Source organism: Streptomyces sp. ISL-99 (assembly GCF_018614005.1).
Taxonomy (GTDB): domain Bacteria; phylum Actinomycetota; class Actinomycetes; order Streptomycetales; family Streptomycetaceae; genus Streptomyces; species Streptomyces flavidovirens.
In genome coordinates this window covers 60,123-78,285 of the sequence record NZ_JAGGPC010000006.1, presented here as the reverse complement: position 1 = coordinate 78,285, position 18,163 = coordinate 60,123, and the positions used below count along the sequence as shown (strand labels likewise).

Annotated in this window: 32 protein-coding genes; 1 reads left to right on the top strand and 31 read right to left on the bottom strand. The window is 66.0% G+C overall.

Annotation, left to right across the window (positions count from 1 at the left end; all coding sequences use genetic code 11):
- The first annotated feature begins 22 nt into the window (after positions 1 to 22).
- Entirely contained in the window at positions 23 to 907 is an 885-nt protein-coding gene (locus J7E91_RS03875; protein ID WP_214899109.1) for a hypothetical protein, read from the top strand.
- Here the strand turns inward: J7E91_RS03875 and truA are convergent.
- The 31 genes from truA to rpsJ all read right to left on the bottom strand — a co-directional run bounded on the left by truA (position 881) and on the right by rpsJ (position 18,032).
- A complete protein-coding gene (truA, locus tag J7E91_RS03870) occupies positions 881 to 1,765 on the bottom strand; it encodes a tRNA pseudouridine(38-40) synthase TruA (protein WP_214899107.1) in 885 nt (294 codons plus the stop codon). The two genes, J7E91_RS03875 and truA, sit on opposite strands and share 27 nt — an antisense overlap.
- A gap of 86 nt (positions 1,766 to 1,851) precedes the next feature.
- Positions 1,852 to 2,349, bottom strand: a complete 498-nt coding sequence (gene rplQ / locus J7E91_RS03865) for a 50S ribosomal protein L17 (protein ID WP_028812355.1) — start codon at positions 2,347 to 2,349, stop codon at positions 1,852 to 1,854.
- 79 nt (positions 2,350 to 2,428) lie between these two features.
- Positions 2,429 to 3,451 (bottom strand): DNA-directed RNA polymerase subunit alpha, encoded by a 1,023-nt coding sequence (locus J7E91_RS03860; protein WP_003956430.1) that lies wholly within the window; start codon positions 3,449 to 3,451, stop codon positions 2,429 to 2,431.
- 164 nt (positions 3,452 to 3,615) lie between these two features.
- Entirely contained in the window at positions 3,616 to 4,020 is a 405-nt protein-coding gene (gene rpsK / locus J7E91_RS03855; RefSeq protein ID WP_003948617.1) for a 30S ribosomal protein S11, read from the bottom strand.
- A 65-nt stretch (positions 4,021 to 4,085) separates the two neighbouring features.
- The gene (rpsM, locus tag J7E91_RS03850; protein WP_028812356.1) at positions 4,086 to 4,466 is read right to left on the bottom strand and encodes a 30S ribosomal protein S13; all 381 of its coding nucleotides are present in this window, start codon (positions 4,464 to 4,466) and stop codon (positions 4,086 to 4,088) included.
- A gap of 177 nt (positions 4,467 to 4,643) precedes the next feature.
- Positions 4,644 to 4,757 (bottom strand): 50S ribosomal protein L36, encoded by a 114-nt coding sequence (gene rpmJ, locus J7E91_RS03845; RefSeq protein ID WP_009740505.1) that lies wholly within the window; start codon positions 4,755 to 4,757, stop codon positions 4,644 to 4,646.
- 59 nt (positions 4,758 to 4,816) lie between these two features.
- Positions 4,817 to 5,038 carry a translation initiation factor IF-1 gene (infA, locus tag J7E91_RS03840; protein ID WP_003956442.1) on the bottom strand — a complete coding sequence of 74 codons (222 nt, stop codon included), beginning with the start codon at positions 5,036 to 5,038 and terminating at the stop codon, positions 4,817 to 4,819.
- Positions 5,039 to 5,187: 149 nt separating this feature from the next.
- Complete coding sequence (gene map / locus J7E91_RS03835; protein ID WP_214899209.1) at positions 5,188 to 6,024, bottom strand: type I methionyl aminopeptidase; 837 nt, start codon at positions 6,022 to 6,024, stop codon at positions 5,188 to 5,190.
- A gap of 119 nt (positions 6,025 to 6,143) precedes the next feature.
- Entirely contained in the window at positions 6,144 to 6,806 is a 663-nt protein-coding gene (locus J7E91_RS03830) for an adenylate kinase (protein WP_214899105.1), read from the bottom strand.
- Entirely contained in the window at positions 6,806 to 8,119 is a 1,314-nt protein-coding gene (secY, locus tag J7E91_RS03825; protein WP_214899103.1) for a preprotein translocase subunit SecY, read from the bottom strand. The genes J7E91_RS03830 and secY overlap by 1 nt, the downstream gene beginning before the upstream one ends.
- Positions 8,120 to 8,359: 240 nt before the next feature.
- On the bottom strand, positions 8,360 to 8,815 hold the full coding sequence (gene rplO, locus J7E91_RS03820) for a 50S ribosomal protein L15 (RefSeq protein WP_069927442.1): 456 nt from the start codon (positions 8,813 to 8,815) through the stop codon (positions 8,360 to 8,362).
- A 1-nt stretch (position 8,816) separates the two neighbouring features.
- Complete coding sequence (gene rpmD, locus J7E91_RS03815; protein ID WP_028812361.1) at positions 8,817 to 8,999, bottom strand: 50S ribosomal protein L30; 183 nt, start codon at positions 8,997 to 8,999, stop codon at positions 8,817 to 8,819.
- Positions 8,999 to 9,604 (bottom strand): 30S ribosomal protein S5, encoded by a 606-nt coding sequence (gene rpsE / locus J7E91_RS03810; RefSeq protein ID WP_214899101.1) that lies wholly within the window; start codon positions 9,602 to 9,604, stop codon positions 8,999 to 9,001. Before rpsE ends, rpmD begins: the two co-directional genes overlap by 1 nt.
- A gap of 46 nt (positions 9,605 to 9,650) precedes the next feature.
- Positions 9,651 to 10,034: a 50S ribosomal protein L18 gene (rplR, locus tag J7E91_RS03805; RefSeq protein WP_214899099.1), complete on the bottom strand. Its 384-nt coding sequence runs from the start codon at positions 10,032 to 10,034 to the stop codon at positions 9,651 to 9,653.
- Positions 10,035 to 10,037: 3 nt separating this feature from the next.
- Positions 10,038 to 10,577 carry a 50S ribosomal protein L6 gene (gene rplF / locus J7E91_RS03800; protein WP_028812364.1) on the bottom strand — a complete coding sequence of 180 codons (540 nt, stop codon included), beginning with the start codon at positions 10,575 to 10,577 and terminating at the stop codon, positions 10,038 to 10,040.
- Between the two features lie 21 nt (positions 10,578 to 10,598).
- Entirely contained in the window at positions 10,599 to 10,997 is a 399-nt protein-coding gene (rpsH, locus tag J7E91_RS03795) for a 30S ribosomal protein S8 (RefSeq protein WP_028812365.1), read from the bottom strand.
- 210 nt (positions 10,998 to 11,207) lie between these two features.
- Complete coding sequence (locus J7E91_RS03790; RefSeq protein ID WP_004571834.1) at positions 11,208 to 11,393, bottom strand: type Z 30S ribosomal protein S14; 186 nt, start codon at positions 11,391 to 11,393, stop codon at positions 11,208 to 11,210.
- 2 nt (positions 11,394 to 11,395) lie between these two features.
- Positions 11,396 to 11,953 carry a 50S ribosomal protein L5 gene (gene rplE, locus J7E91_RS03785; RefSeq protein ID WP_028812366.1) on the bottom strand — a complete coding sequence of 186 codons (558 nt, stop codon included), beginning with the start codon at positions 11,951 to 11,953 and terminating at the stop codon, positions 11,396 to 11,398.
- On the bottom strand, positions 11,953 to 12,276 hold the full coding sequence (gene rplX / locus J7E91_RS03780; protein WP_028812367.1) for a 50S ribosomal protein L24: 324 nt from the start codon (positions 12,274 to 12,276) through the stop codon (positions 11,953 to 11,955). Before rplX ends, rplE begins: the two co-directional genes overlap by 1 nt.
- 2 nt (positions 12,277 to 12,278) lie before the next feature.
- Complete coding sequence (rplN, locus tag J7E91_RS03775) at positions 12,279 to 12,647, bottom strand: 50S ribosomal protein L14 (RefSeq protein ID WP_003966950.1); 369 nt, start codon at positions 12,645 to 12,647, stop codon at positions 12,279 to 12,281.
- A gap of 102 nt (positions 12,648 to 12,749) precedes the next feature.
- Positions 12,750 to 13,034, bottom strand: a complete 285-nt coding sequence (gene rpsQ / locus J7E91_RS03770; RefSeq protein WP_214899098.1) for a 30S ribosomal protein S17 — start codon at positions 13,032 to 13,034, stop codon at positions 12,750 to 12,752.
- Positions 13,034 to 13,258, bottom strand: coding sequence for a 50S ribosomal protein L29 (gene rpmC, locus J7E91_RS03765; RefSeq protein ID WP_214899095.1), 225 nt, complete (start codon positions 13,256 to 13,258; stop codon positions 13,034 to 13,036). The genes rpsQ and rpmC overlap by 1 nt, the downstream gene beginning before the upstream one ends.
- Positions 13,258 to 13,677, bottom strand: coding sequence for a 50S ribosomal protein L16 (gene rplP, locus J7E91_RS03760; protein ID WP_028812370.1), 420 nt, complete (start codon positions 13,675 to 13,677; stop codon positions 13,258 to 13,260). The genes rpmC and rplP overlap by 1 nt, the downstream gene beginning before the upstream one ends.
- Positions 13,678 to 13,682: 5 nt before the next feature.
- Positions 13,683 to 14,528 (bottom strand): 30S ribosomal protein S3, encoded by an 846-nt coding sequence (rpsC, locus tag J7E91_RS03755; RefSeq protein ID WP_028812371.1) that lies wholly within the window; start codon positions 14,526 to 14,528, stop codon positions 13,683 to 13,685.
- A complete protein-coding gene (rplV, locus tag J7E91_RS03750) occupies positions 14,528 to 14,875 on the bottom strand; it encodes a 50S ribosomal protein L22 (protein WP_069927445.1) in 348 nt (115 codons plus the stop codon). The genes rpsC and rplV overlap by 1 nt, the downstream gene beginning before the upstream one ends.
- A gap of 41 nt (positions 14,876 to 14,916) precedes the next feature.
- Complete coding sequence (gene rpsS / locus J7E91_RS03745; RefSeq protein ID WP_138894198.1) at positions 14,917 to 15,198, bottom strand: 30S ribosomal protein S19; 282 nt, start codon at positions 15,196 to 15,198, stop codon at positions 14,917 to 14,919.
- A gap of 12 nt (positions 15,199 to 15,210) precedes the next feature.
- Positions 15,211 to 16,047 carry a 50S ribosomal protein L2 gene (gene rplB, locus J7E91_RS03740; RefSeq protein WP_069927446.1) on the bottom strand — a complete coding sequence of 279 codons (837 nt, stop codon included), beginning with the start codon at positions 16,045 to 16,047 and terminating at the stop codon, positions 15,211 to 15,213.
- 39 nt (positions 16,048 to 16,086) lie between these two features.
- Entirely contained in the window at positions 16,087 to 16,410 is a 324-nt protein-coding gene (gene rplW, locus J7E91_RS03735) for a 50S ribosomal protein L23 (protein WP_214899092.1), read from the bottom strand.
- Complete coding sequence (rplD, locus tag J7E91_RS03730) at positions 16,410 to 17,060, bottom strand: 50S ribosomal protein L4 (protein ID WP_214899090.1); 651 nt, start codon at positions 17,058 to 17,060, stop codon at positions 16,410 to 16,412. The genes rplW and rplD overlap by 1 nt, the downstream gene beginning before the upstream one ends.
- 7 nt (positions 17,061 to 17,067) lie before the next feature.
- On the bottom strand, positions 17,068 to 17,712 hold the full coding sequence (gene rplC, locus J7E91_RS03725; RefSeq protein ID WP_028812377.1) for a 50S ribosomal protein L3: 645 nt from the start codon (positions 17,710 to 17,712) through the stop codon (positions 17,068 to 17,070).
- A gap of 11 nt (positions 17,713 to 17,723) precedes the next feature.
- Positions 17,724 to 18,032: a 30S ribosomal protein S10 gene (gene rpsJ / locus J7E91_RS03720; protein WP_003948644.1), complete on the bottom strand. Its 309-nt coding sequence runs from the start codon at positions 18,030 to 18,032 to the stop codon at positions 17,724 to 17,726.
- Positions 18,033 to 18,163 lie beyond the last annotated feature (131 nt).

Sequence of the window (18,163 nt, the reverse complement as noted above, 5' to 3'; positions counted from 1 at the left end):
CAACCGGATTAGGATGCGCGGCATGAGCTTTGGGCAAGGGGGGCCCTCCTGGGGTGGCCCCGAGGGACAGCAGAGCCCTCAGGATCCGTACGGAACGAACACAGCACCCGACACACCGGACTGGGCGGCACTCGCCGACGCCTCTGCCGCACGCGCCCGCCGCAAGCGGTGGATGTACATCGGCGGCGGCGTCCTCGCGACCGCCGTGGTCGGCGCGATCGTGGCCACAGCGGTCGTCACGACGAACGGCAAGCCCGGCACCAACGGCTCCGCGACCGGGCTGCCGACCCCCGAGGTCCTGCCGACCGGGTCCGCGCAGCCCGGCCCCTCCTTCTCCTCCCAGGCGCCCCCGCCCCCGCCGAACCCCAGGGACTTCATCTCCAGCGCGCAGAAGGACAGGCTGCCGCTGAGCGCCGACAGCCTCTTCCCAGGCAAGAAGCTGAAGATGGGCGAGCGCGCGTACGCCAAGGGCGCGACGAACCGCACGACCAGCTGCTCCGCCGCGACCCAGGGCGCGCTGGGCTCCGTACTCGCCAACAACGGCTGCGACCAGGTCATCCGCGCGACGTACTCCACGGGCGGCGTGGCCGTCACCGTGGGCGTCGCGGTCTTCGACACGGCCGCCCAGGCCCAGAAGGCCAAGGAGCAGGCGAGCGGCGGCCTCGCGTCCCTGCCCGGCGCCGGCGTCCCCACCTTCTGCCGGGGCGGTTCGATCTGCCGCAAGACCGCCAACGCCTACGGCCGCTACGCCTACTTCACCGTGGGCGGCTTCACCAGCGGCAAGAACGTCGTCACGACCGACAAGGACGTCTACACGACCGGCGACGACCTCGCGGAGTTCACGTTCCGTCAGATCCACCAGCGCGGAAAGACCCAGGCGTCAGCAGCAGCCACCGCCGGGCAGTGAACCGGCCGGTGACCCCGGCAGTGTCCGCATGTTGCGGGCCTGCCGGGCTCGCTCGGCGAGCAGGTCGTCAGCCGGATACCCCACTTCTTCCAACGTGAGGCCGTGCGGGCGTACGACATGGACAGCCGAGTCCCGTACGCCCGCCGCCAGCACCTTCCCCGGCCAGTCCGCGTCCCGGTGCCCGTCGCCGACGAACAGCATCGCGCCGACGAGCGAGCGCACCATGTTGTGGCAGAAGGCATCGGCGCGCACGGTGGCCGTGATCACACCGTCCGCTCCCCGCTCCCAGCTCAGTTCCTGGAGGGTCCGGATGGTCGTGGCGCCTTCGCGCCTCCTGCAGTACGCCGCGAAGTCGTGCTCCCCGACCAGCTTTTCGGCCGCCCGGTTCATGGCGTCGACGTCCAACGGCCAGTCGTGCCACAGCACATGTCCGCGCAGCAGCGGGTCCACGCCCCCCGGATTGTCCGTCACGCGGTACGCGTAGCGCCTCCAGACGGCCGCGAACCTGGCGTTGAACCCCGCAGGGGCCTCAGCCACCTTCCAGACCCGCACATCGTGCGCCAGCCGTCCCGCGAGCCGCCGCAGCAGCTTGTCGTGGTGCTCGGCCCAGACATCCTCCGGCAGGTCGACGTGCGCGACCTGCCCGCGCGCGTGCACGCCCGAGTCCGTACGCCCGGCGACCGTCAGCTCGTACGTCACCGAGGACCGCGTCACGGTCCGCAGCGCGTCCTCGATCTCACCCTGGACCGTGCGCCGGGCCGTCTGCTTCGCCCACCCGGAAAAGTCCTTCCCGTCGTACGAAAGATCCAGCCGCACCCGCACGAACCCCGGCGCCGCACCCTCAATGTCCTCGCTCACCAGCGCATCCTCTCAAAGCAGCAAAAACAGGCGGGCCCGCACCGCCCCGAAGGGTGATGCGGGCCCGCCCGGTGGAGTCAGAACGCTCAGGCGTCCTTGGACTCGCCCTCGGCAGCCTCGGCGGCCGGAGCGTCGTCCTGGGCAGCCTCGTCCTTCTTGGCTGCGTCTTCCTTCACCGCGCGCTTCGTCGCGGCCTCGGCCTCACCGGTGGCCTGCTGGGCCACGGTCAGGGCCTCGACCAGCTCGATGACCGCCATCGGGGCGTTGTCGCCACGACGGTTGCCGATCTTCGTGATGCGGGTGTAACCACCGGGGCGGTTCTCGTACCGCGGGGCGATCTCGGTGAAGAGCGTGTGGACGACGCTCTTGTCCGTGATCGTCTGCAGCACCAGGCGACGGTTGTGGATGTCGCCCTTCTTCGCCTTGGTGACCAGGCGCTCGGCGACGGGGCGCAGGCGGCGGGCCTTGGCCTCGGTCGTCGTGATGCGGCCGTGCTCGAACAGCGACTTCGCCAGGTTGGCGAGGAGCAGACGCTCGTGCGCGGCGCTGCCGCCCAGACGGGCACCCTTTGCGGGACGCGGCATGGTGTTTCTCCTTGTGTCTGCACCGGCCGTATCAGGTACCGGTGTCAGTTACCGGCGAGCTGCTGCCCGCCGGAAGTTTCTAGTACTGCTCGGTCTCGACGAAACCCGCGTCCGCGTCGTCGTCGGCGCCGAAGGCGTCGGCGGCGGCGGTCGGGTCGAATCCGGGCGGGCTGTCCTTGAGGGCCAGGCCCATGCCGGCCAGCTTCGCCTTGACCTCGTCGATCGACTTCGCACCGAAGTTGCGGATGTCGAGCAGGTCGGCCTCGGAGCGCGCCACGAGCTCACCCACGGAGTGGATGCCCTCGCGCTTGAGGCAGTTGTACGAACGAACGGTGAGCTCGAGCTCCTCGATCGGCAGCGCCAGGTCGGCGGCAAGGGCGGCATCCGTGGGGGACGGGCCCATGTCGATGCCCTCGGCGTCGATGTTGAGCTCGCGCGCCAGACCGAACAGCTCGACCAGCGTCTTACCGGCGGACGCCATGGCGTCGCGCGGCCGCATGGCCTGCTTGGTCTCGACGTCGACGATCAGCTTGTCGAAGTCGGTGCGCTGCTCGACACGGGTCGCCTCGACCTTGTACGTGACCTTGAGCACCGGCGAGTAGATGGAGTCGACCGGGATACGGCCGATCTCCTGGCCCACCTGCTTGTTCTGGACTGCGGAGACGTAGCCGCGACCGCGCTCGACGGTCAGCTCCATCTCCAGCTTGCCCTTGCCGTTCAGCGTCGCGAGAACGAGGTCCGGGTTGTGGACCTCGACGCCGGCCGGCGGGGCGATGTCAGCAGCGGTGACCAGGCCCGGGCCCTGCTTGCGCAGGTACATCACGACGGGCTCGTCGTGCTCGCTGGAAACGACCAGCTGCTTGATGTTGAGGATGAGGTCGGTGACGTCCTCCTTGACACCCGGCACGGTGGTGAACTCGTGCAGGACGCCGTCGATCCGGATGCTGGTGACAGCGGCACCGGGGATCGAGGAGAGGAGCGTACGACGCAGAGAGTTGCCGAGGGTGTAACCGAAGCCCGGCTCGAGGGGCTCGATCACGAACCGCGAGCGGTACTCGTCGACGACCTCTTCGGTCAGCGACGGACGCTGAGCGATAAGCATGAGAAATGCCTCCAGTCTTGGCACCCACTATTTGATGCCAACTGTTACAAGGGTACGGGCGGCACGGCCCGAAGGACCGTACCGCCCGAGTACAACGCGTTCAGAGGTGAAGGTCGGTCTTCACTCGTCACGCACTGCAACAACCAGAGTCGGACGCGAAAGCGTCAGACGCGGCGGCGCTTGGGAGGGCGGCAGCCGTTGTGCGGGGTGGGGGTGACGTCCTGGATCGAGCCGACCTCGAGGCCAGTGGCCTGGAGGGAGCGGATCGCGGTCTCACGGCCGGAGCCGGGACCCTTGACGAAGACGTCGACCTTGCGCATGCCGTGCTCCTGCGCGCGGCGGGCGGCCGACTCGGCGGCCATCTGCGCGGCGAAGGGGGTGGACTTGCGCGAGCCCTTGAAGCCGACGTGGCCGGCGGAGGCCCAGGAGATCACGTTGCCCGTGGGGTCGGTGATCGAGACGATCGTGTTGTTGAACGTGCTCTTGATGTGAGCGTGCCCGTGAGCGACGTTCTTCTTTTCCTTGCGGCGCACCTTCTTGGCGGCGCCCTGACGACCCTTGGGGGGCATCTATATCTCCTACGGGAGGTGGTCGGTCCTACAGCGAAGACCGCTGATGAGCGTCCGGCTGAGGACTACTTCTTGCCCGGCTTCTTCTTGCCGGCGATCGCGCGACGCGGGCCCTTGCGGGTACGAGCGTTCGTGCTGGTGCGCTGGCCGTGGACCGGCAGGCCGCGGCGGTGACGCAGACCCTGGTAGCAGCCGATCTCGACCTTGCGGCGGATGTCGGCCTGCACCTCGCGACGAAGGTCACCCTCGGTCTTGAAGTTCACGTCCACGTACTCGCGGATCTTGACGAGGTCTTCCTCGGCGAGGTCACGAACGCGCGTGTCGGGGTTCACGCCGGTAGCGGCGAGAGTCTCCTGGGCACGGGTGCGACCGATGCCGAAGACGTAGGTGAGGGCGACCTCGATACGCTTTTCGCGCGGGAGGTCAACGCCTTCAAGGCGTGCCATGCATGGCTCCTGTTGATTTCGGAGGTCTTCCGCAGAACCGCCCCTGGCCGCCGTACGAGGTACGTTCCAGGTCCCCGGCCCCCGCCGGAGGTGTCAACGCCCGCAGGCGTCGGGTTCTGCGTATGTACGTATTTACGTGCGTCGCGCGAAGTTCTGCGAGATGCAGGGGGTCGTGCGTCAGCCCTGGCGCTGCTTGTGGCGCAGGTTTTCGCAAATGACCATGACCCGGCCGTGACGGCGGATCACCTTGCACTTGTCGCAGATCTTCTTGACGCTCGGCTTGACCTTCATGAAAGTGAGGTTCTCCGGGTCAGTGCCGCCGCCCCGCTGACACGGGGCGTGGGCAAGATCTACTTGTACCGGTAGACGATCCGGCCACGCGTCAGGTCGTACGGAGACAGCTCCACCACGACCCGGTCATCCGGGAGGATGCGGATGTAGTGCATACGCATCTTGCCGCTGATGTGCGCTAGGACTTTGTGACCGTTCTGAAGTTCCACCTTGAACATTGCGTTCGGGAGGGACTCGATCACGGTGCCCTCGATTTCGATGGCACCTTGCTTCTTGGCCACGCTTCGCCCTTCGAATCGACTACCTTGATCGACTCACGCATCCGTATGCAGGCATACGGGTACACGCGAGCCGACGAGTCAGTCTACGTCAGGCACCCGGAAAAGACGAATCCGGCAAGTGTGCCCAACAGTCAAGATCATTACGCTGTTCAGCCGAGGGGATCGGGCGCAGCGGTGATCCCGTACTCCGCCAGCTTCGCCTTGCCGCCGTCGACGGCGGTCAGGACCAGCGGTCCCTCCTCCGTCAGCGCCACCGAGTGCTCCCAGTGCGAGGACCAGGACCCGTCGGTCGTGACGACGGTCCAGTTGTCCTCCAGGACATCCGTCTGCGCCGTACCGAGGCTCACCATCGGCTCGATCGCCAGGCAGAAGCCGGGCACCAGCTTGGGGCCCTTGCCGCGCTTGCGCGTGACGTAGTTCAGCAGGTGCGGGTCCATGTGCATCTCGGAGCCGATGCCGTGGCCGCCGTAGTCCTCGATGATCCCGTACTTGCCCGTCGCCGGGCGCGGCTGGCGGCGGATGTACGACTCGATCGCCTTGGAGATGTCCACGAGCCGGTTGCCCAGCTTCATGGCGGCGAGGCCGGCCCACATCGACTCCTCGGTCACCCGCGAGAGCTCGATCAGCTCGGGCGCGTGCCCCGTACCGACGAAGGCGGTGTACGCCGCGTCGCCGTGCCAGCCGTCGATGATCGCGCCGGCGTCGATCGAGATGATGTCGCCGTCCTTCAGGACCGTCTTCTCGTCCGGGATGCCGTGGACGACGACCTCGTTGACCGAGGTGCAGATCGTGGCGGGAAAACCGCCGTACCCGAGAAAGTTCGACTTCGCACCGTGCTCGGCGAGCACCTTGCGGGACACCTCGTCCAGGTCCCTGGTGGTGGCGCCGGGTACGGCCGCCTCGCGCGTGGCCGCGTGGACGGCGGCGACGACCAGCCCCGCCTCGCGCATCTTCGCGATCTGCTCGGGGGTCTTGATCTCCACCATGAGTGTGCCTTCCACCTTCGCTGTCACTACGTACTACGTCCCACGTACTACCCGCCCAACAGTACGGCCGCGGCGCCTCTCGGACACCGCGGCCGCAACCGTTGGCACTGCTCGTTCGATCAGCCCTTGCCGGCGGGCTTCTTCAGGGCTTCCATCGCCCGCCGGGTCACTTCGTCGACCTTGCCCAGCGCGGAGATGGTGACCACCAGGCCCTGAGCCTTGTAGTGGTCGATGATCGGCTCGGTCTCACTGTGGTAGACCTCCAGCCGGCGGCGCACCGTTTCCTCGGTGTCGTCGCCGCGCTGGTAGAGCTCGCCGCCGCAGACGTCACAGACGCCGTCCTGCTCGGGCGGGCTGTACGTCACGTGGAAGACGTGGCTCGAATCGTTGCGGCAGATACGGCGGCCCGCGATCCGCTTCACGACCTCGTCCTCGGGGACTTCCAGGTCCAGTACGGCGTCCAGCTTCTGGCCGTCGGCCTTCAGCGCCTCGTCCAGCGCGGCCGCCTGCGAGACGTTGCGCGGGAAGCCGTCGAGCAGGAAGCCGCCCACCGCGTCGGCCTGGCCCATGCGGTCCTTGGCCATCCCGATGGTGACCTCGTCCGGCACCAGGTTGCCGGCGTCCATGAACGCCTTCGCCTGCTTGCCGAGGGCAGTGCCCTGGCTGATGTTGGCGCGGAAGAGGTCGCCCGTGGAGATGTGCGGGATCGACAGGTTCTTGGCAAGGAACGCGGCCTGCGTTCCCTTGCCGGCACCGGGCGGTCCGACGAGGACGATTCGCATCAACGGAGGAACCCTTCGTAATTGCGCTGCTGGAGCTGGCTCTCGATCTGCTTCACGGTCTCCAGACCCACACCCACGATGATGAGGATGCTTGTTCCACCGAAGGGGAAGTCCTGGTTCGCGCCGAAGCCCGCCAACGCCATCGTCGGCACAAGAGCGATCAGACCCAGATACAGCGAGCCCGGCCAAGTGATCCGGTTGAGCACGTAGCTCAGGTACTCGGCGGTAGGCCGACCTGCCCGGATACCCGGGATGAAGCCACCATACTTCTTCATGTTGTCGGCGACTTCCTCGGGGTTGAACGAGATCGCCACATAGAAGAAGGCGAAGAACACGATCAACAGGAAGTACGTGGCGATGTAGATGGGCTTGCCATCCACGAAGTTCGCCTGAATCCACGTGCCCCAGCTGGAGTTTGCTCCCCCACCGCTGAACTGAACGATGAGCATGGGGATGTAGAGCAGGGACGAGGCGAAGATGACCGGAATCACACCGGCCTGGTTCACCTTCAGCGGGATGTACGTCGACGTACCGCCGTAGGACTTCCGGCCGATCATGCGCTTCGCGTACTGCACGGGAATCCTGCGCTGCGCCTGTTCGACGAAGACCACCAGACCCACCATGGCGAAGCCGACCAGGATCACGATGCCGAACTCGATCCAGCCGTTGGCCAGCTCTCCGGACTTCTTGATGGCCCACAGCGCGCCCGGGAAGCCGGCGGCGATCGAGATGAACATCAGGATCGACATGCCGTTGCCGATGCCGCGGTCGGTGACGAGCTCACCGAGCCACATGACGGCCGCGGTGCCCGCCGTCATCGTGATGACCATCGTGATGGTCACGAAGATGGACTTGTCGGGGACGATCTGGCTCGCGACCGGGCAGCCCTGGAAGATCGCGCCGTTACGGGCGGTGGCCACCAGGCCGGTGCCCTGCAGCACGGCGAGGGCGACCGTCAGATAACGCGTGTACTGCGTGATCTTGGCCGTACCGGACTGTCCCTCCTTCTTGAGGGCCTCCAGTCGCGGAATCACCACGGTCAGCAGCTGCAGGATGATGCTCGCCGTGATGTACGGCATGATGCCGAGCGCGAAGATCGTGATTTGCAGCAGCGCACCACCACTGAACAGGTTGACGAGTCCGAAGAGCCCGCCCGTCTGCGCTTGGTCGACACAGATCTGCACGTTCTTGTAGTTGACGCCGGGAACCGGAACATGGGCCCCGAGCCTGTACAGCACGATGATGCCCAGTGTGAAGAGCAGCTTCTTGCGCAGGTCGGGCGTCTTGAACGCCCGGGCGAACGCGGTGAGCACGGTGCCTCCTGCGACCCCCGCGCTACTGCGTCAGAGGTGACGGTATTGAGGATCGACGAATCCGACAGAACAACGAGTTGCAACTAATACAAAGCAGTCAAAAGCCGTGCGGACGCACCGCACGGAAGTTAACGGTGCACGCCACCATACCGGCGACCATGCCCCCCTTGGAACGACCGACCGGGGATGCCCCTTTTGGGAGGCATCCCCGGTCGGTGTTCAAGCCATCGGGCTCGTCTCTCAGACGAGCTCGGTGACGGTGCCGCCAGCGGCAGCGATCTTCTCCTTGGCGGAGGCGGAAACGGCGTCAACCGTCACCGTCAGCGCCACGGAGACCTCGCCGGCGCCGAGCACCTTGACGAGCTGGTTCTTACGAACCGCACCCTTGGCGACCAGGTCGGCCACCGTGACCTCTCCACCCTGCGGGTAGAGGTCGGCGAGCTTGTCCAGGTTCACGACCTGGTACTCGGTGCGGAACGGGTTCTTGAAGCCCTTGAGCTTCGGCAGACGCATGTGGAGGGGCATCTGCCCGCCCTCGAAGCGCTGCGGAACCTGGTAACGGGCCTTGGTGCCCTTGGTACCACGACCTGCGGTCTTACCCTTGGACGCCTCGCCACGACCCACACGGGTCTTGGCGGTCTTGGCGCCCGGGGCGGGCCGGAGGTTGTGGACCTTCAGCGGGTTGTTCTCCGCCATGTCAGTCGACCTCCTCAACCGTCACGAGGTGGCGGACGGTGTGAACCATTCCGCGGAACTCGGGGCGGTCCTCCTTGACAACCACGTCGTTCAGGCGCTTGAGCCCGAGCGAACGCAGGGTGTCGCGGTGGTTCTGCTTGCTGCCGATGTACGACTTCGTCTGCGTGATCTGGAGACGGGCCATTACGCACCCGCTCCCGCAGCACGAGCACGGAGCAGGGCCGCGGGGGCCACGTCCTCGAGGGGCAGACCACGGCGAGCCGCGATCTCCTCGGGACGCTGCAGACCCTTGAGGGCCGTCACAGTCGCGTGGACGATGTTGATGGGGTTCGACGAGCCGAGCGACTTCGACAGGATGTCGTGAACGCCTGCGCACTCGAGCACGGCACGCACCGGGCCACCGGCGATAACGCCGGTACCGGGGGAAGCCGGCTTGAGCAGGACGACGCCCGCAGCCTTCTCGCCCTGAATCGGGTGAGGGATGGTGCCCTGGATGCGCGGAACCTTGAAGAAGGACTTCTTGGCCTCTTCAACGCCCTTGGCAATGGCCGCGGGAACTTCCTTGGCCTTGCCGTATCCGACGCCTACAGTGCCGTCACCGTCGCCCACCACGACCAGCGCGGTGAAGCTGAAGCGGCGACCACCCTTGACAACCTTGGCGACACGGTTGATCGCGACAACGCGCTCAACGTAAGCGGTCTTCTCGGCGGCAGCGCCACCGTCGCGACCCTTCCGGTCCCGCCGCTCGCCGCCACCGGCACCGCTTCCGCGGCGCTGGGGTCCAGCCATTGGATTTACCTCTCTCTGTTACGTCCGTTAGTCCCGGAACCGGGGCTTAGAACTTCAGCCCGGCTTCGCGGGCGGCGTCAGCCAGAGCGGCAATGCGCCCGGCGTACCTGTTGCCACCACGGTCGAACACGACGGCCTCGACGCCGGCAGCCTTGGCACGCTCGGCGACAAGCGCGCCGACCTGCTGGGCCTGGGCGCTCTTGTCGGCCTCGCCACCGCGGATCGAAGCGTCCAGGGTCGACGCCGACGCGAGCGTGTGGCCCGCGATGTCGTCGATGACCTGCGCGATGATGTTGCGGTTGGAGCGCGTCACGACCAGGCGAGGACGCTCCGGCGTACCGGAGACGTGCTTGCGGACGCGGATGTGGCGGCGCTTGATGGCAGCGCGCTTGTACGCGTCACCCTTGGCGATCTTTACACCGTATGCCATGGCTTACTTACCCGCCTTTCCAACCTTGCGGCGGATAACCTCGCCGGCGTACTTGACGCCCTTGGCCTTGTACGGGTCGGGCTTCCGCAGCTTGCGGATGTTAGCGGCGACCTCGCCGACCTTCTGCTTGTCGATGCCCTCGACGCTGAGCTTCGTGGGCGACTCGACCTTGAAGGTGATGCCCTCGGGGGCCTCAACGACGATCGGGTGGCTGTAGCCCAGGGCGAACTCCAGGTTGGAGCCCTTCGCCTGGACGCGGTAACCGACACCGCTGATCTCGAGCGCCTTGCTGTAACCCGCGGTCACGCCGGTGATCATGTTCGCCACCAGCGTGCGGGACAGGCCGTGGAGGGCCTTGTTCTGACGCTCGTCGTTCGGGCGGGTGACGCTGAGCACGCCGTCCTCACCCTTGGTGACCTCGATCGGCGCGGCGACGGTGTGCGAGAGGGAACCCTTGGGGCCCTTCACCGCGACCGTGCGGCCATCGATGGTGACGTCCACACCGGCGGGAACCTGGATGGGGAGCTTGCCGATTCGCGACATTAGCTTTTCCTCCGTTCCCGACTACCAGACGTAGGCGAGGACTTCCCCACCTACGCCCTTCTTGCCTGCCTGCTGGCCGGTCAGGAGACCGTGGGACGTGGAGATGATCGCCACGCCCAGGCCGCCGAGAACCTTCGGCAGGTTGGTGGACTTCGCGTACACGCGCAGACCCGGCTTCGAGATCCGCTTGATGCCCGCAATGGAGCGCTCACGGTTCGGGCCGAACTTCAGCTCCAGGACGAGGGACTTGCCAACTTCGGCGTCCTCGACCTTCCAGCCGGTGATGAAGCCCTCCTGCTGGAGGATCTCCGCGATGTGCGACTTGATCTTGCTGTGCGGCATAGCCACGGTGTCGTGGTACGCCGAGTTCGCGTTACGCAGACGAGTCAGCATGTCCGCGATCGGATCAGTCATGGTCATGAATTGGCCTTCGGCCTCTCTCGCCGGGGTTTCCTGTATGCGCCATCCCTCTCCCCACTCAGTGGCGGGACGGGTGCGGTGCGGGGACCTACGGCGTAGTAAGTCGGTCAGGGCGGCAGGCGCCCAACCCTTCAAGCCTACGGCATGCGGGGTTGGGCTCCTGCCGACCAGATACTTACCGAGAGCATCCGGAGTACGGGAAGTCCCGTACTACCAGGAGCTCTTGGTCACGCCCGGCAGCTCGCCACGGTGAGCCATCTCACGAAGGCACACGCGGCACAGGCCGAACTTGCGGTAGACGGAGTGCGGCCGGCCGCAGCGCTGGCAACGCGTGTACGCGCGCACAGCGAACTTCGGCTTGCGGGCCGCCTTAGCGATCAGGGCCTTCTTCGCCACGGTCAGTTCTCCTTGAACGGGAAGCCGAGGTGACGAAGGAGGGCACGACCCTCGTCGTCGTTGGTCGCCGTGGTGACCACGGTGATGTCCATGCCCCGGACCCGGTCGATCTTGTCCTGGTCGATCTCGTGGAACATGACCTGCTCCGTGAGACCGAAGGTGTAGTTGCCACGGCCGTCGAACTGCTTCGGCGACAGACCACGGAAGTCACGGATACGCGGCAGCGCGAGCGACAGCGTACGGTCCAGGAACTCCCACATGCGGTCACCACGGAGGGTGACGTGGCAGCCGATCGGCTGACCCTCGCGCAGCTTGAACTGCGCGATGGACTTCCGGGCCTTGGTGACGGCCGGCTTCTGGCCCGTGATCGTGGTGAGGTCGCGGATAGCGCCGTCGATCAGCTTGGAGTCGCGGGCGGCGTCGCCCACACCCATGTTGACCACGATCTTGACGAGACCGGGGATCTGCATGACGTTCTCGTACGAGAACTCTTCACGCAGCTTGCCCGCGATCTCCTCGCGGTAGCGCAGCTTGAGGCGCGGTGCGGTGGTGGTAGTCATCAGATGTCCTCACCAGTCCGCTTGGCAACGCGGATCTTGTTGCCCTCGTCGTCAAAGCGGTAGCCGACGCGGGTAACGACCTTCTTGCCGTCCTTCTCAACAACCAGCTGCACGTTGCTGACGTGGACCGGAGCCTCGGTCGTCACAATGCCACCGGTCTGCGAACCGCGAGCGGTCTGTCCGGCCTTGGTGTGCTTCTTGACCCGGTTGACACCCTCGACGAGGACGCGGTTCTCGCGGGGGAAGGCCACGATGACCTTGCCCTGCTTGCCCTTGTCCTTACCGGTGATGACCTGAACCAGGTCGCCCTTCTTGATCTTCATGCTTACAGCACCTCCGGCGCGAGCGAGATGATCTTCATGAACTTCTTCTCGCGCAGCTCACGGCCCACCGGGCCGAAGATACGGGTGCCACGAGGGTCGCCGTCGTTCTTGAGAATGACAGCGGCGTTCTCGTCGAAGCGGATGTACGAGCCGTCCTGGCGGCGGCGCTCCTTGACGGTGCGAACGATGACAGCCTTGACGACGTCACCCTTCTTCACGTTGCCGCCGGGGATCGCGTCCTTGACGGTGGCGACGATGACGTCGCCGATGCCCGCGTAGCGGCGACCCGAGCCACCGAGAACACGGATGGTGAGAATTTCCTTCGCACCCGTGTTGTCGGCGACACGCAGTCGCGACTCCTGCTGGATCACGTCTATCTCCTGATCGTCTGCCGGTTCCCGGCGAGGGGCTCCTTGCGGAGGCCCCTCACCGAGCCTGGCGGAACTGCCTAGTGGGGAGAATCCCGCTAGGAATTACTTGGCCTTCTCGAGGATCTCGACGATGCGCCAGCGCTTGCTCGCCGACAGCGGACGCGTCTCCATGATGATGACGCGGTCGCCGACGCCGGCAGCGTTCTGCTCGTCGTGAGCCTTGAGCTTGTTCGTACGGCGGATGACCTTGCCGTACAGGGCGTGCTTGACGCGATCCTCGACAGCGACGACGACGGTCTTGTCCATCTTGTCGCTGACGACAAGACCCTCACGGGTCTTGCGGAATCCGCGCTGCTCAGTCGTCTCAGTCACATTCTTCTCGCTCATCAGGCGCTCGCCACCGTCTCGATGCCCAGCTCGCGCTCGCGCATCAGGGTGTAGATCCGGGCGATGTCCTTACGGACGGACTTGAGCCGGCCGTGATTTTCGAGCTGTCCGGTCGCCGCCTGGAAGCGGAGGTTGAACAGTTCTTCCTTGGCCTCACGAAGCTTCGCGACGAGGTCCTCGTCGTTCAGCTCGCGCAGCTCAGTCGCCTTCGTACCGGCCACCATCACGACTCACCTGCCTCGCGCCGAACAATCCGGCACTTCATCGGAAGCTTGTGAGCAGCGCGGGTGAGCGCCTCACGAGCAATCTTCTCGTTCGGGTAGGACAGCTCGAACATGACCCGACCCGGGTGCACGTTCGCGATCCACCACTCGGGAGAACCCTTACCGGAACCCATGCGGGTCTCGGCAGGCTTCTTCGTCAGCGGACGGTCCGGGTAGATGTTGATCCAGACCTTGCCGCCACGCTTGATGTGGCGGGTCATCGCGATACGAGCAGCCTCGATCTGGCGGTTCGTCACGTAGGCCGGGGTCAGCGCCTGGATGCCGTACTCGCCGAATGCGACCTCAGTGCCACCCTTCGCCATACCGCGGCGCTTGGGGTGGTGCTGCTTGCGGTGCTTGACCCTACGAGGGATCAGCATTTCGGTCAGGCCTCCGTTCCGGTGCTCTCAGCCGGAGCAGCGGCGGCGGGAGCGTCGGCCTTGGGGGCCTCTGCTGCCGGTGCGCCCTGCTGCGGCTTGCGGCCGCGGCCGCCACGCTCGCCACCACGTCCGCCACGGCCACCGGCCGGACGGTCGGCCGCGCCGCCACCACGGGCCGGGCGGTTACCCGCACGGGCCGCGGCGTTCTCGGCACGGACCTCGGCGATGTTCTTGACGTCGCCCTTGTAGATCCAGACCTTCACGCCGATACGGCCGAAGGTGGTCTTGGCCTCGAAGAAGCCGTAGTCCACGTTCGCGCGCAGCGTGTGCAGCGGCACACGACCCTCGCGGTAGAACTCGGACCGGGACATCTCGGCGCCGCCGAGACGGCCACCACACTGGATCTTGATGCCCTTGGCGCCGGCCTTCATCGTGCCCTGCATGCTCTTACGCATGGCGCGACGGAAGGAGACGCGGGAGGAGAGCTGCTCGGCAACGGCCTGAGCAACCAGCTGAGCGTCCATCTCGGGGTTCTTGACCTCGAGGATGTTCAGCTGGACCTGCTTGCCCGTGAGCTTCTCGAGGTCACCGCGGATGCGGTCGGCCTCGGCGCCACGGCGGCCGATGACGATGCCCGGACGAGCGGTGTGGATGTCCACACGCACGCGGTCACGGGTGCGCTCGATCTCTACCTTCGAGATGCCGGCGCGCTCCATGCCGGACGTCATCATCCTGCGGATGGCGACGTCTTCCTTGACGTAGTCCTTGTACAGCTTGTCGGCGTACCAACGGGACTTGAAGTCCGTGGTGATGCCGAGCCGGAACCCGTGCGGGTTTACCTTCTGGCCCATTACCGGGAACCTTCCTTGCTGCTGACGACCACGGTGATGTGGCTGGTCCGCTTGCGGATCCGGTAGGCACGGCCCTGAGCACGCGGACGGAACCGCTTCAGGGTCGGGCCCTCGTCGACGTACGCCTCGCTGATGACCAGCGAGGAGGCGTCCGTGTGGTCGTAGTTGTGCGCAGCGTTGGCAATGGCGCTGTCAAGCACCTTGCCTACCGGCACGCTCGCGGCCTGCGCGGCGAAACGCAGGACCGCCTGAGCCTCCGTGGCATCCATGCCACGGATAAGGTCCACCACGCGGCGGGCCTTCATGGGCGTGACGCGGATGTACCGCGCCTGGGCCCTGGCTTCCATGGTTGTCCCTTCGGTGTCGTTCATAGTCATCGCACCCCGCCTTAGCGGCGCTTCGACTTGCGGTCGTCCTTGACGTGGCCGCGGAAGGTGCGGGTCGGCGCAAACTCGCCGAGCTTGTGGCCGACCATCGACTCGGTGACGAACACCGGGACGTGAATCTTGCCGTTGTGCACCGCGATGGTGTGACCCAGCATGCTGGGAATGATCATCGAGCGCCGGGACCAGGTCTTGATGACGTTCTTGGTGCCAGCTTCGTTCTGGACGTCCACCTTCTTTACGAGGTGTCCGTCGACGAAGGGCCCCTTCTTGAGACTACGCGGCATCTAAACCCGCTCCTAGCGCTTCTTGTTCGACTTGCGGCGGCGGACGATGTACTTGCTCGATGCCTTCTTCGGCGAGCGAGTACGACCCTCCTTCTGACCCCACGGGCTGACCGGGTGGCGACCACCGGAGGTCTTGCCCTCACCACCACCGTGCGGGTGGTCAACGGGGTTCATCGCGACACCGCGGACGGTCGGGCGTACGCCCTTCCAGCGCATACGGCCGGCCTTGCCCCAGTTGATGTTCGACTGCTCGGCGTTGCCGACCTCGCCAATCGTGGCGCGGCAGCGGGCGTCGACCAGGCGGATCTCACCGGAAGGCATACGAAGGTGGGCCATCGTGCCCTCCTTCGCCAGCAGCTGCACGGAGGCACCCGCGGAACGGGCGAACTTCGCGCCGCCGCCGGGCCGAAGCTCGATGGCGTGGATGGTCGTACCGACCGGGATGTTGCGCAGCGCCAGGTTGTTGCCGGGCTTGATGTCGGCGCCAGGGCCGTTCTCAATCCGGTCACCCTGCGTGAGGCCACGCGGTGCGATGATGTAGCGCTTCTCGCCGTCTGCGTAGTGCAGGAGCGCGATGCGCGCGGTGCGGTTCGGGTCGTACTCGATGTGCGCGACCTTGGCCGGCACGCCGTCCTTGTCGTGACGACGGAAGTCGATCACGCGGTAGGCGCGCTTGTGTCCGCCACCCTGGTGGCGAACGGTGATCCGACCGGCGTTGTTACGGCCGCCCTTGCTGTGCAGGGGGCGGACCAGCGACTTCTCCGGCGTGGACCGCGTGATCTCGACAAAGTCGGCGACGGAGGAGCCACGGCGGCCCGGCGTCGTCGGCTTGTACTTGCGGATTCCCATTTCTCAGTCCTCGTCCGATTCCGGACGACTCGACCTCCGTCAGGAGGTCGGGCCGCCGAAGATGTCGATACGGTCGCCCTCGGCGAGGGTCACGATGGCGCGCTTCGTGTCGGAGCGCTTGCCGAAGCCGGTCTTGGTGCGCTTGCGCTTACCCTGCCGGTTGATCGTGTTGACCCCGGTGACCTTGACCCCGAAGACCGCCTGGACGGCCTGCTTGATCTGGGTCTTGTTGGAGCCGGGCGCGACGATGAACGTGTACTTGTTCTCGTCGAGCAGCGCGTAGCTCTTCTCGGATACAACCGGCTTGACGAGGACGTCACGCGGGTCCGTGAAGGTCTTGCTGGTTACGGTCGTCTCAGCCATCAGACGTCGCTCCCTTCGGTCTCATCGGCCTTGGGGCCAGACACGAAGGACTCGAAAGCGGCCTTGGTGAAGACCACGTCGTCAGAGACGAGCACGTCGTACGTGTTGAGCTGGCCCGGCTCCAGGAGGTGCACCTGGGGCAGGTTGCGGGCGGACAGCCACGCGGCCTCGTCCGAACGCTCGGCGACCAGGAGCACGTGCTTGCGCTCGCTGACCTTGCCCAGCAGGTTCTTCGCGGCCTTCGTGGAAACCGCACCCTCGACCACGTCGGAGACGACGTGGATGCGAGCGTTGCGGGCCCGGTCGGTGAGGGCGCCACGCAGAGCGGCGGCCTTCATCTTCTTGGGCGTGCGCTGCGAGTAGTCGCGCGGCTGCGGGCCGTGGACGACGCCACCACCGGCGAACTGCGGGGCGCGGGTCGAACCCTGACGGGCGCGGCCGGTGCCCTTCTGGCGGTAGGGCTTCCTGCCGCCACCACGGACTTCGCCGCGACGCTTGGTCTTGTGCGTGCCCTGACGGGCAGCGGCCAGCTGTGCGACAACGACCTGGTGGATCAGCGGGATGCTGACCTTGGCATCGAAGATCTCCGCGGGGAGCTCGACGGTACCGGCCTTGTCGCCTGCCGGCGTAAGGATGTCAATGGTGCTCATCGGTTCCTCAAACCCCCTTGGCCGCGGTGCGGACCAGGACGAGGCCACCGTTGGGGCCGGGGACGGCGCCCTTGATGAGCAGCAGACCCTTCTCGGCGTCAACGGCGTGGACGGTCAGGTTCTGGGTGGTGACCCGCTCGTTGCCCATACGACCCGCCATGCGCATGCCCTTGAAGACACGGCCGGGGGTGGCACAGCCACCGATGGAACCAGGCTTGCGGTGCACGCGGTGGGCACCGTGCGAAGCCTTGCCACCGGCGAAGTTGTGACGCTTCATGACACCGGCGAAGCCCTTGCCCTTGCTCTTGCCCGTGACGTCAACCTTGACGCCGGACTCGAACACCTCGGCAGTGATCTCCTGGCCGAGCGTGTACTCGCTGGCGTCGGAGGTACGGAGCTCCACCAGGTGGCGGCGCGGGGTCACGTCGGCCTTGGCGAAGTGGCCCTTGAGGGGCTTGTTCACCTTGCGAGGGTCGATCTCGCCGAAGGCGATCTGGACCGACTCGTAGCCGTCAGAGTCATTCGTGCGGACCTGGGTCACGACATTCGGCCCGGCCTTGACGACGGTCACCGGGACAACCCGGTTGTTCTCGTCCCAGACCTGGGTCATGCCGAGCTTCTCGCCCAGGATTCCCTTAATCTGCTTAGCCATCTCCGCGCCCCTCAGAGCTTGATCTCGATGTCAACGCCGGCCGGAAGGTCCAGGCGCATCAGCGAGTCAACGGTCTTGGGGGTGGGGTCGAGGATGTCGATGAGGCGCTTGTGCGTGCGCATCTCGAAGTGCTCGCGAGAATCCTTGTACTTGTGCGGCGACTTGATGACGCAGTACACGTTCTTCTCTGTGGGCAGCGGCACCGGGCCCGCGACCGACGCACCAGTGCGAGTCACCGTCTCGACGATCTTCTTCGCCGAAGAGTCGATGACCTCGTGGTCGTAGGCCTTGAGCCGGATGCGGATCTTCTGTCCCGCCATGGCTACCTAGTAGTCCTGTTCTCTCGTAACGCTCTGGGACCCGGGGGCTGCCTGTGTCAGCACGGTTCTTCTCCGACCCACGCGGTCGGGCGTGTCGCATCCTCGCCACATAGAAATCCGTGAAGATTTTC

Bases quoted from the DNA above. Each gene is read 5' to 3' on its own strand.
- J7E91_RS03875 (WP_214899109.1), top strand. From the start codon at position 23: ATGAGCTTTGGGCAAGGGGGGCCCTCCTGGGGTGGCCCCGAGGGACAG.
- rplQ (WP_028812355.1), bottom strand. From the start codon at position 2,349: ATGCCGCGTCCCGCAAAGGGTGCCCGTCTGGGCGGCAGCGCCGCGCAC.
- J7E91_RS03860 (WP_003956430.1), bottom strand. From the start codon at position 3,451: ATGCTTATCGCTCAGCGTCCGTCGCTGACCGAAGAGGTCGTCGACGAG.
- rpsK (WP_003948617.1), bottom strand. From the start codon at position 4,020: ATGCCCCCCAAGGGTCGTCAGGGCGCCGCCAAGAAGGTGCGCCGCAAG.
- rpsM (WP_028812356.1), bottom strand. From the start codon at position 4,466: ATGGCACGCCTTGAAGGCGTTGACCTCCCGCGCGAAAAGCGTATCGAG.
- rpmJ (WP_009740505.1), bottom strand. From the start codon at position 4,757: ATGAAGGTCAAGCCGAGCGTCAAGAAGATCTGCGACAAGTGCAAGGTG.
- map (WP_214899209.1), bottom strand. From the start codon at position 6,024: ATGGTGGAGATCAAGACCCCCGAGCAGATCGCGAAGATGCGCGAGGCG.
- J7E91_RS03830 (WP_214899105.1), bottom strand. From the start codon at position 6,806: ATGCGAATCGTCCTCGTCGGACCGCCCGGTGCCGGCAAGGGAACGCAG.
- rplO (WP_069927442.1), bottom strand. From the start codon at position 8,815: ATGGCGGAGAACAACCCGCTGAAGGTCCACAACCTCCGGCCCGCCCCG.
- rpmD (WP_028812361.1), bottom strand. From the start codon at position 8,999: ATGGCCCGTCTCCAGATCACGCAGACGAAGTCGTACATCGGCAGCAAG.
- rpsE (WP_214899101.1), bottom strand. From the start codon at position 9,604: ATGGCTGGACCCCAGCGCCGCGGAAGCGGTGCCGGTGGCGGCGAGCGG.
- rplR (WP_214899099.1), bottom strand. From the start codon at position 10,034: ATGGCATACGGTGTAAAGATCGCCAAGGGTGACGCGTACAAGCGCGCT.
- rplF (WP_028812364.1), bottom strand. From the start codon at position 10,577: ATGTCGCGAATCGGCAAGCTCCCCATCCAGGTTCCCGCCGGTGTGGAC.
- rpsH (WP_028812365.1), bottom strand. From the start codon at position 10,997: ATGACCATGACTGATCCGATCGCGGACATGCTGACTCGTCTGCGTAAC.
- rplE (WP_028812366.1), bottom strand. From the start codon at position 11,953: ATGACTACCACCACCGCACCGCGCCTCAAGCTGCGCTACCGCGAGGAG.
- rplX (WP_028812367.1), bottom strand. From the start codon at position 12,276: ATGAAGATCAAGAAGGGCGACCTGGTTCAGGTCATCACCGGTAAGGAC.
- rpsQ (WP_214899098.1), bottom strand. From the start codon at position 13,034: ATGAGCGAGAAGAATGTGACTGAGACGACTGAGCAGCGCGGATTCCGC.
- rpmC (WP_214899095.1), bottom strand. From the start codon at position 13,258: ATGGTGGCCGGTACGAAGGCGACTGAGCTGCGCGAGCTGAACGACGAG.
- rplP (WP_028812370.1), bottom strand. From the start codon at position 13,677: ATGCTGATCCCTCGTAGGGTCAAGCACCGCAAGCAGCACCACCCCAAG.
- rpsC (WP_028812371.1), bottom strand. From the start codon at position 14,528: ATGGGCCAGAAGGTAAACCCGCACGGGTTCCGGCTCGGCATCACCACG.
- rplV (WP_069927445.1), bottom strand. From the start codon at position 14,875: ATGGAAGCCAGGGCCCAGGCGCGGTACATCCGCGTCACGCCCATGAAG.
- rpsS (WP_138894198.1), bottom strand. From the start codon at position 15,198: ATGCCGCGTAGTCTCAAGAAGGGGCCCTTCGTCGACGGACACCTCGTA.
- rplB (WP_069927446.1), bottom strand. From the start codon at position 16,047: ATGGGAATCCGCAAGTACAAGCCGACGACGCCGGGCCGCCGTGGCTCC.
- rplW (WP_214899092.1), bottom strand. From the start codon at position 16,410: ATGGCTGAGACGACCGTAACCAGCAAGACCTTCACGGACCCGCGTGAC.
- rplD (WP_214899090.1), bottom strand. From the start codon at position 17,060: ATGAGCACCATTGACATCCTTACGCCGGCAGGCGACAAGGCCGGTACC.
- rplC (WP_028812377.1), bottom strand. From the start codon at position 17,712: ATGGCTAAGCAGATTAAGGGAATCCTGGGCGAGAAGCTCGGCATGACC.
- rpsJ (WP_003948644.1), bottom strand. From the start codon at position 18,032: ATGGCGGGACAGAAGATCCGCATCCGGCTCAAGGCCTACGACCACGAG.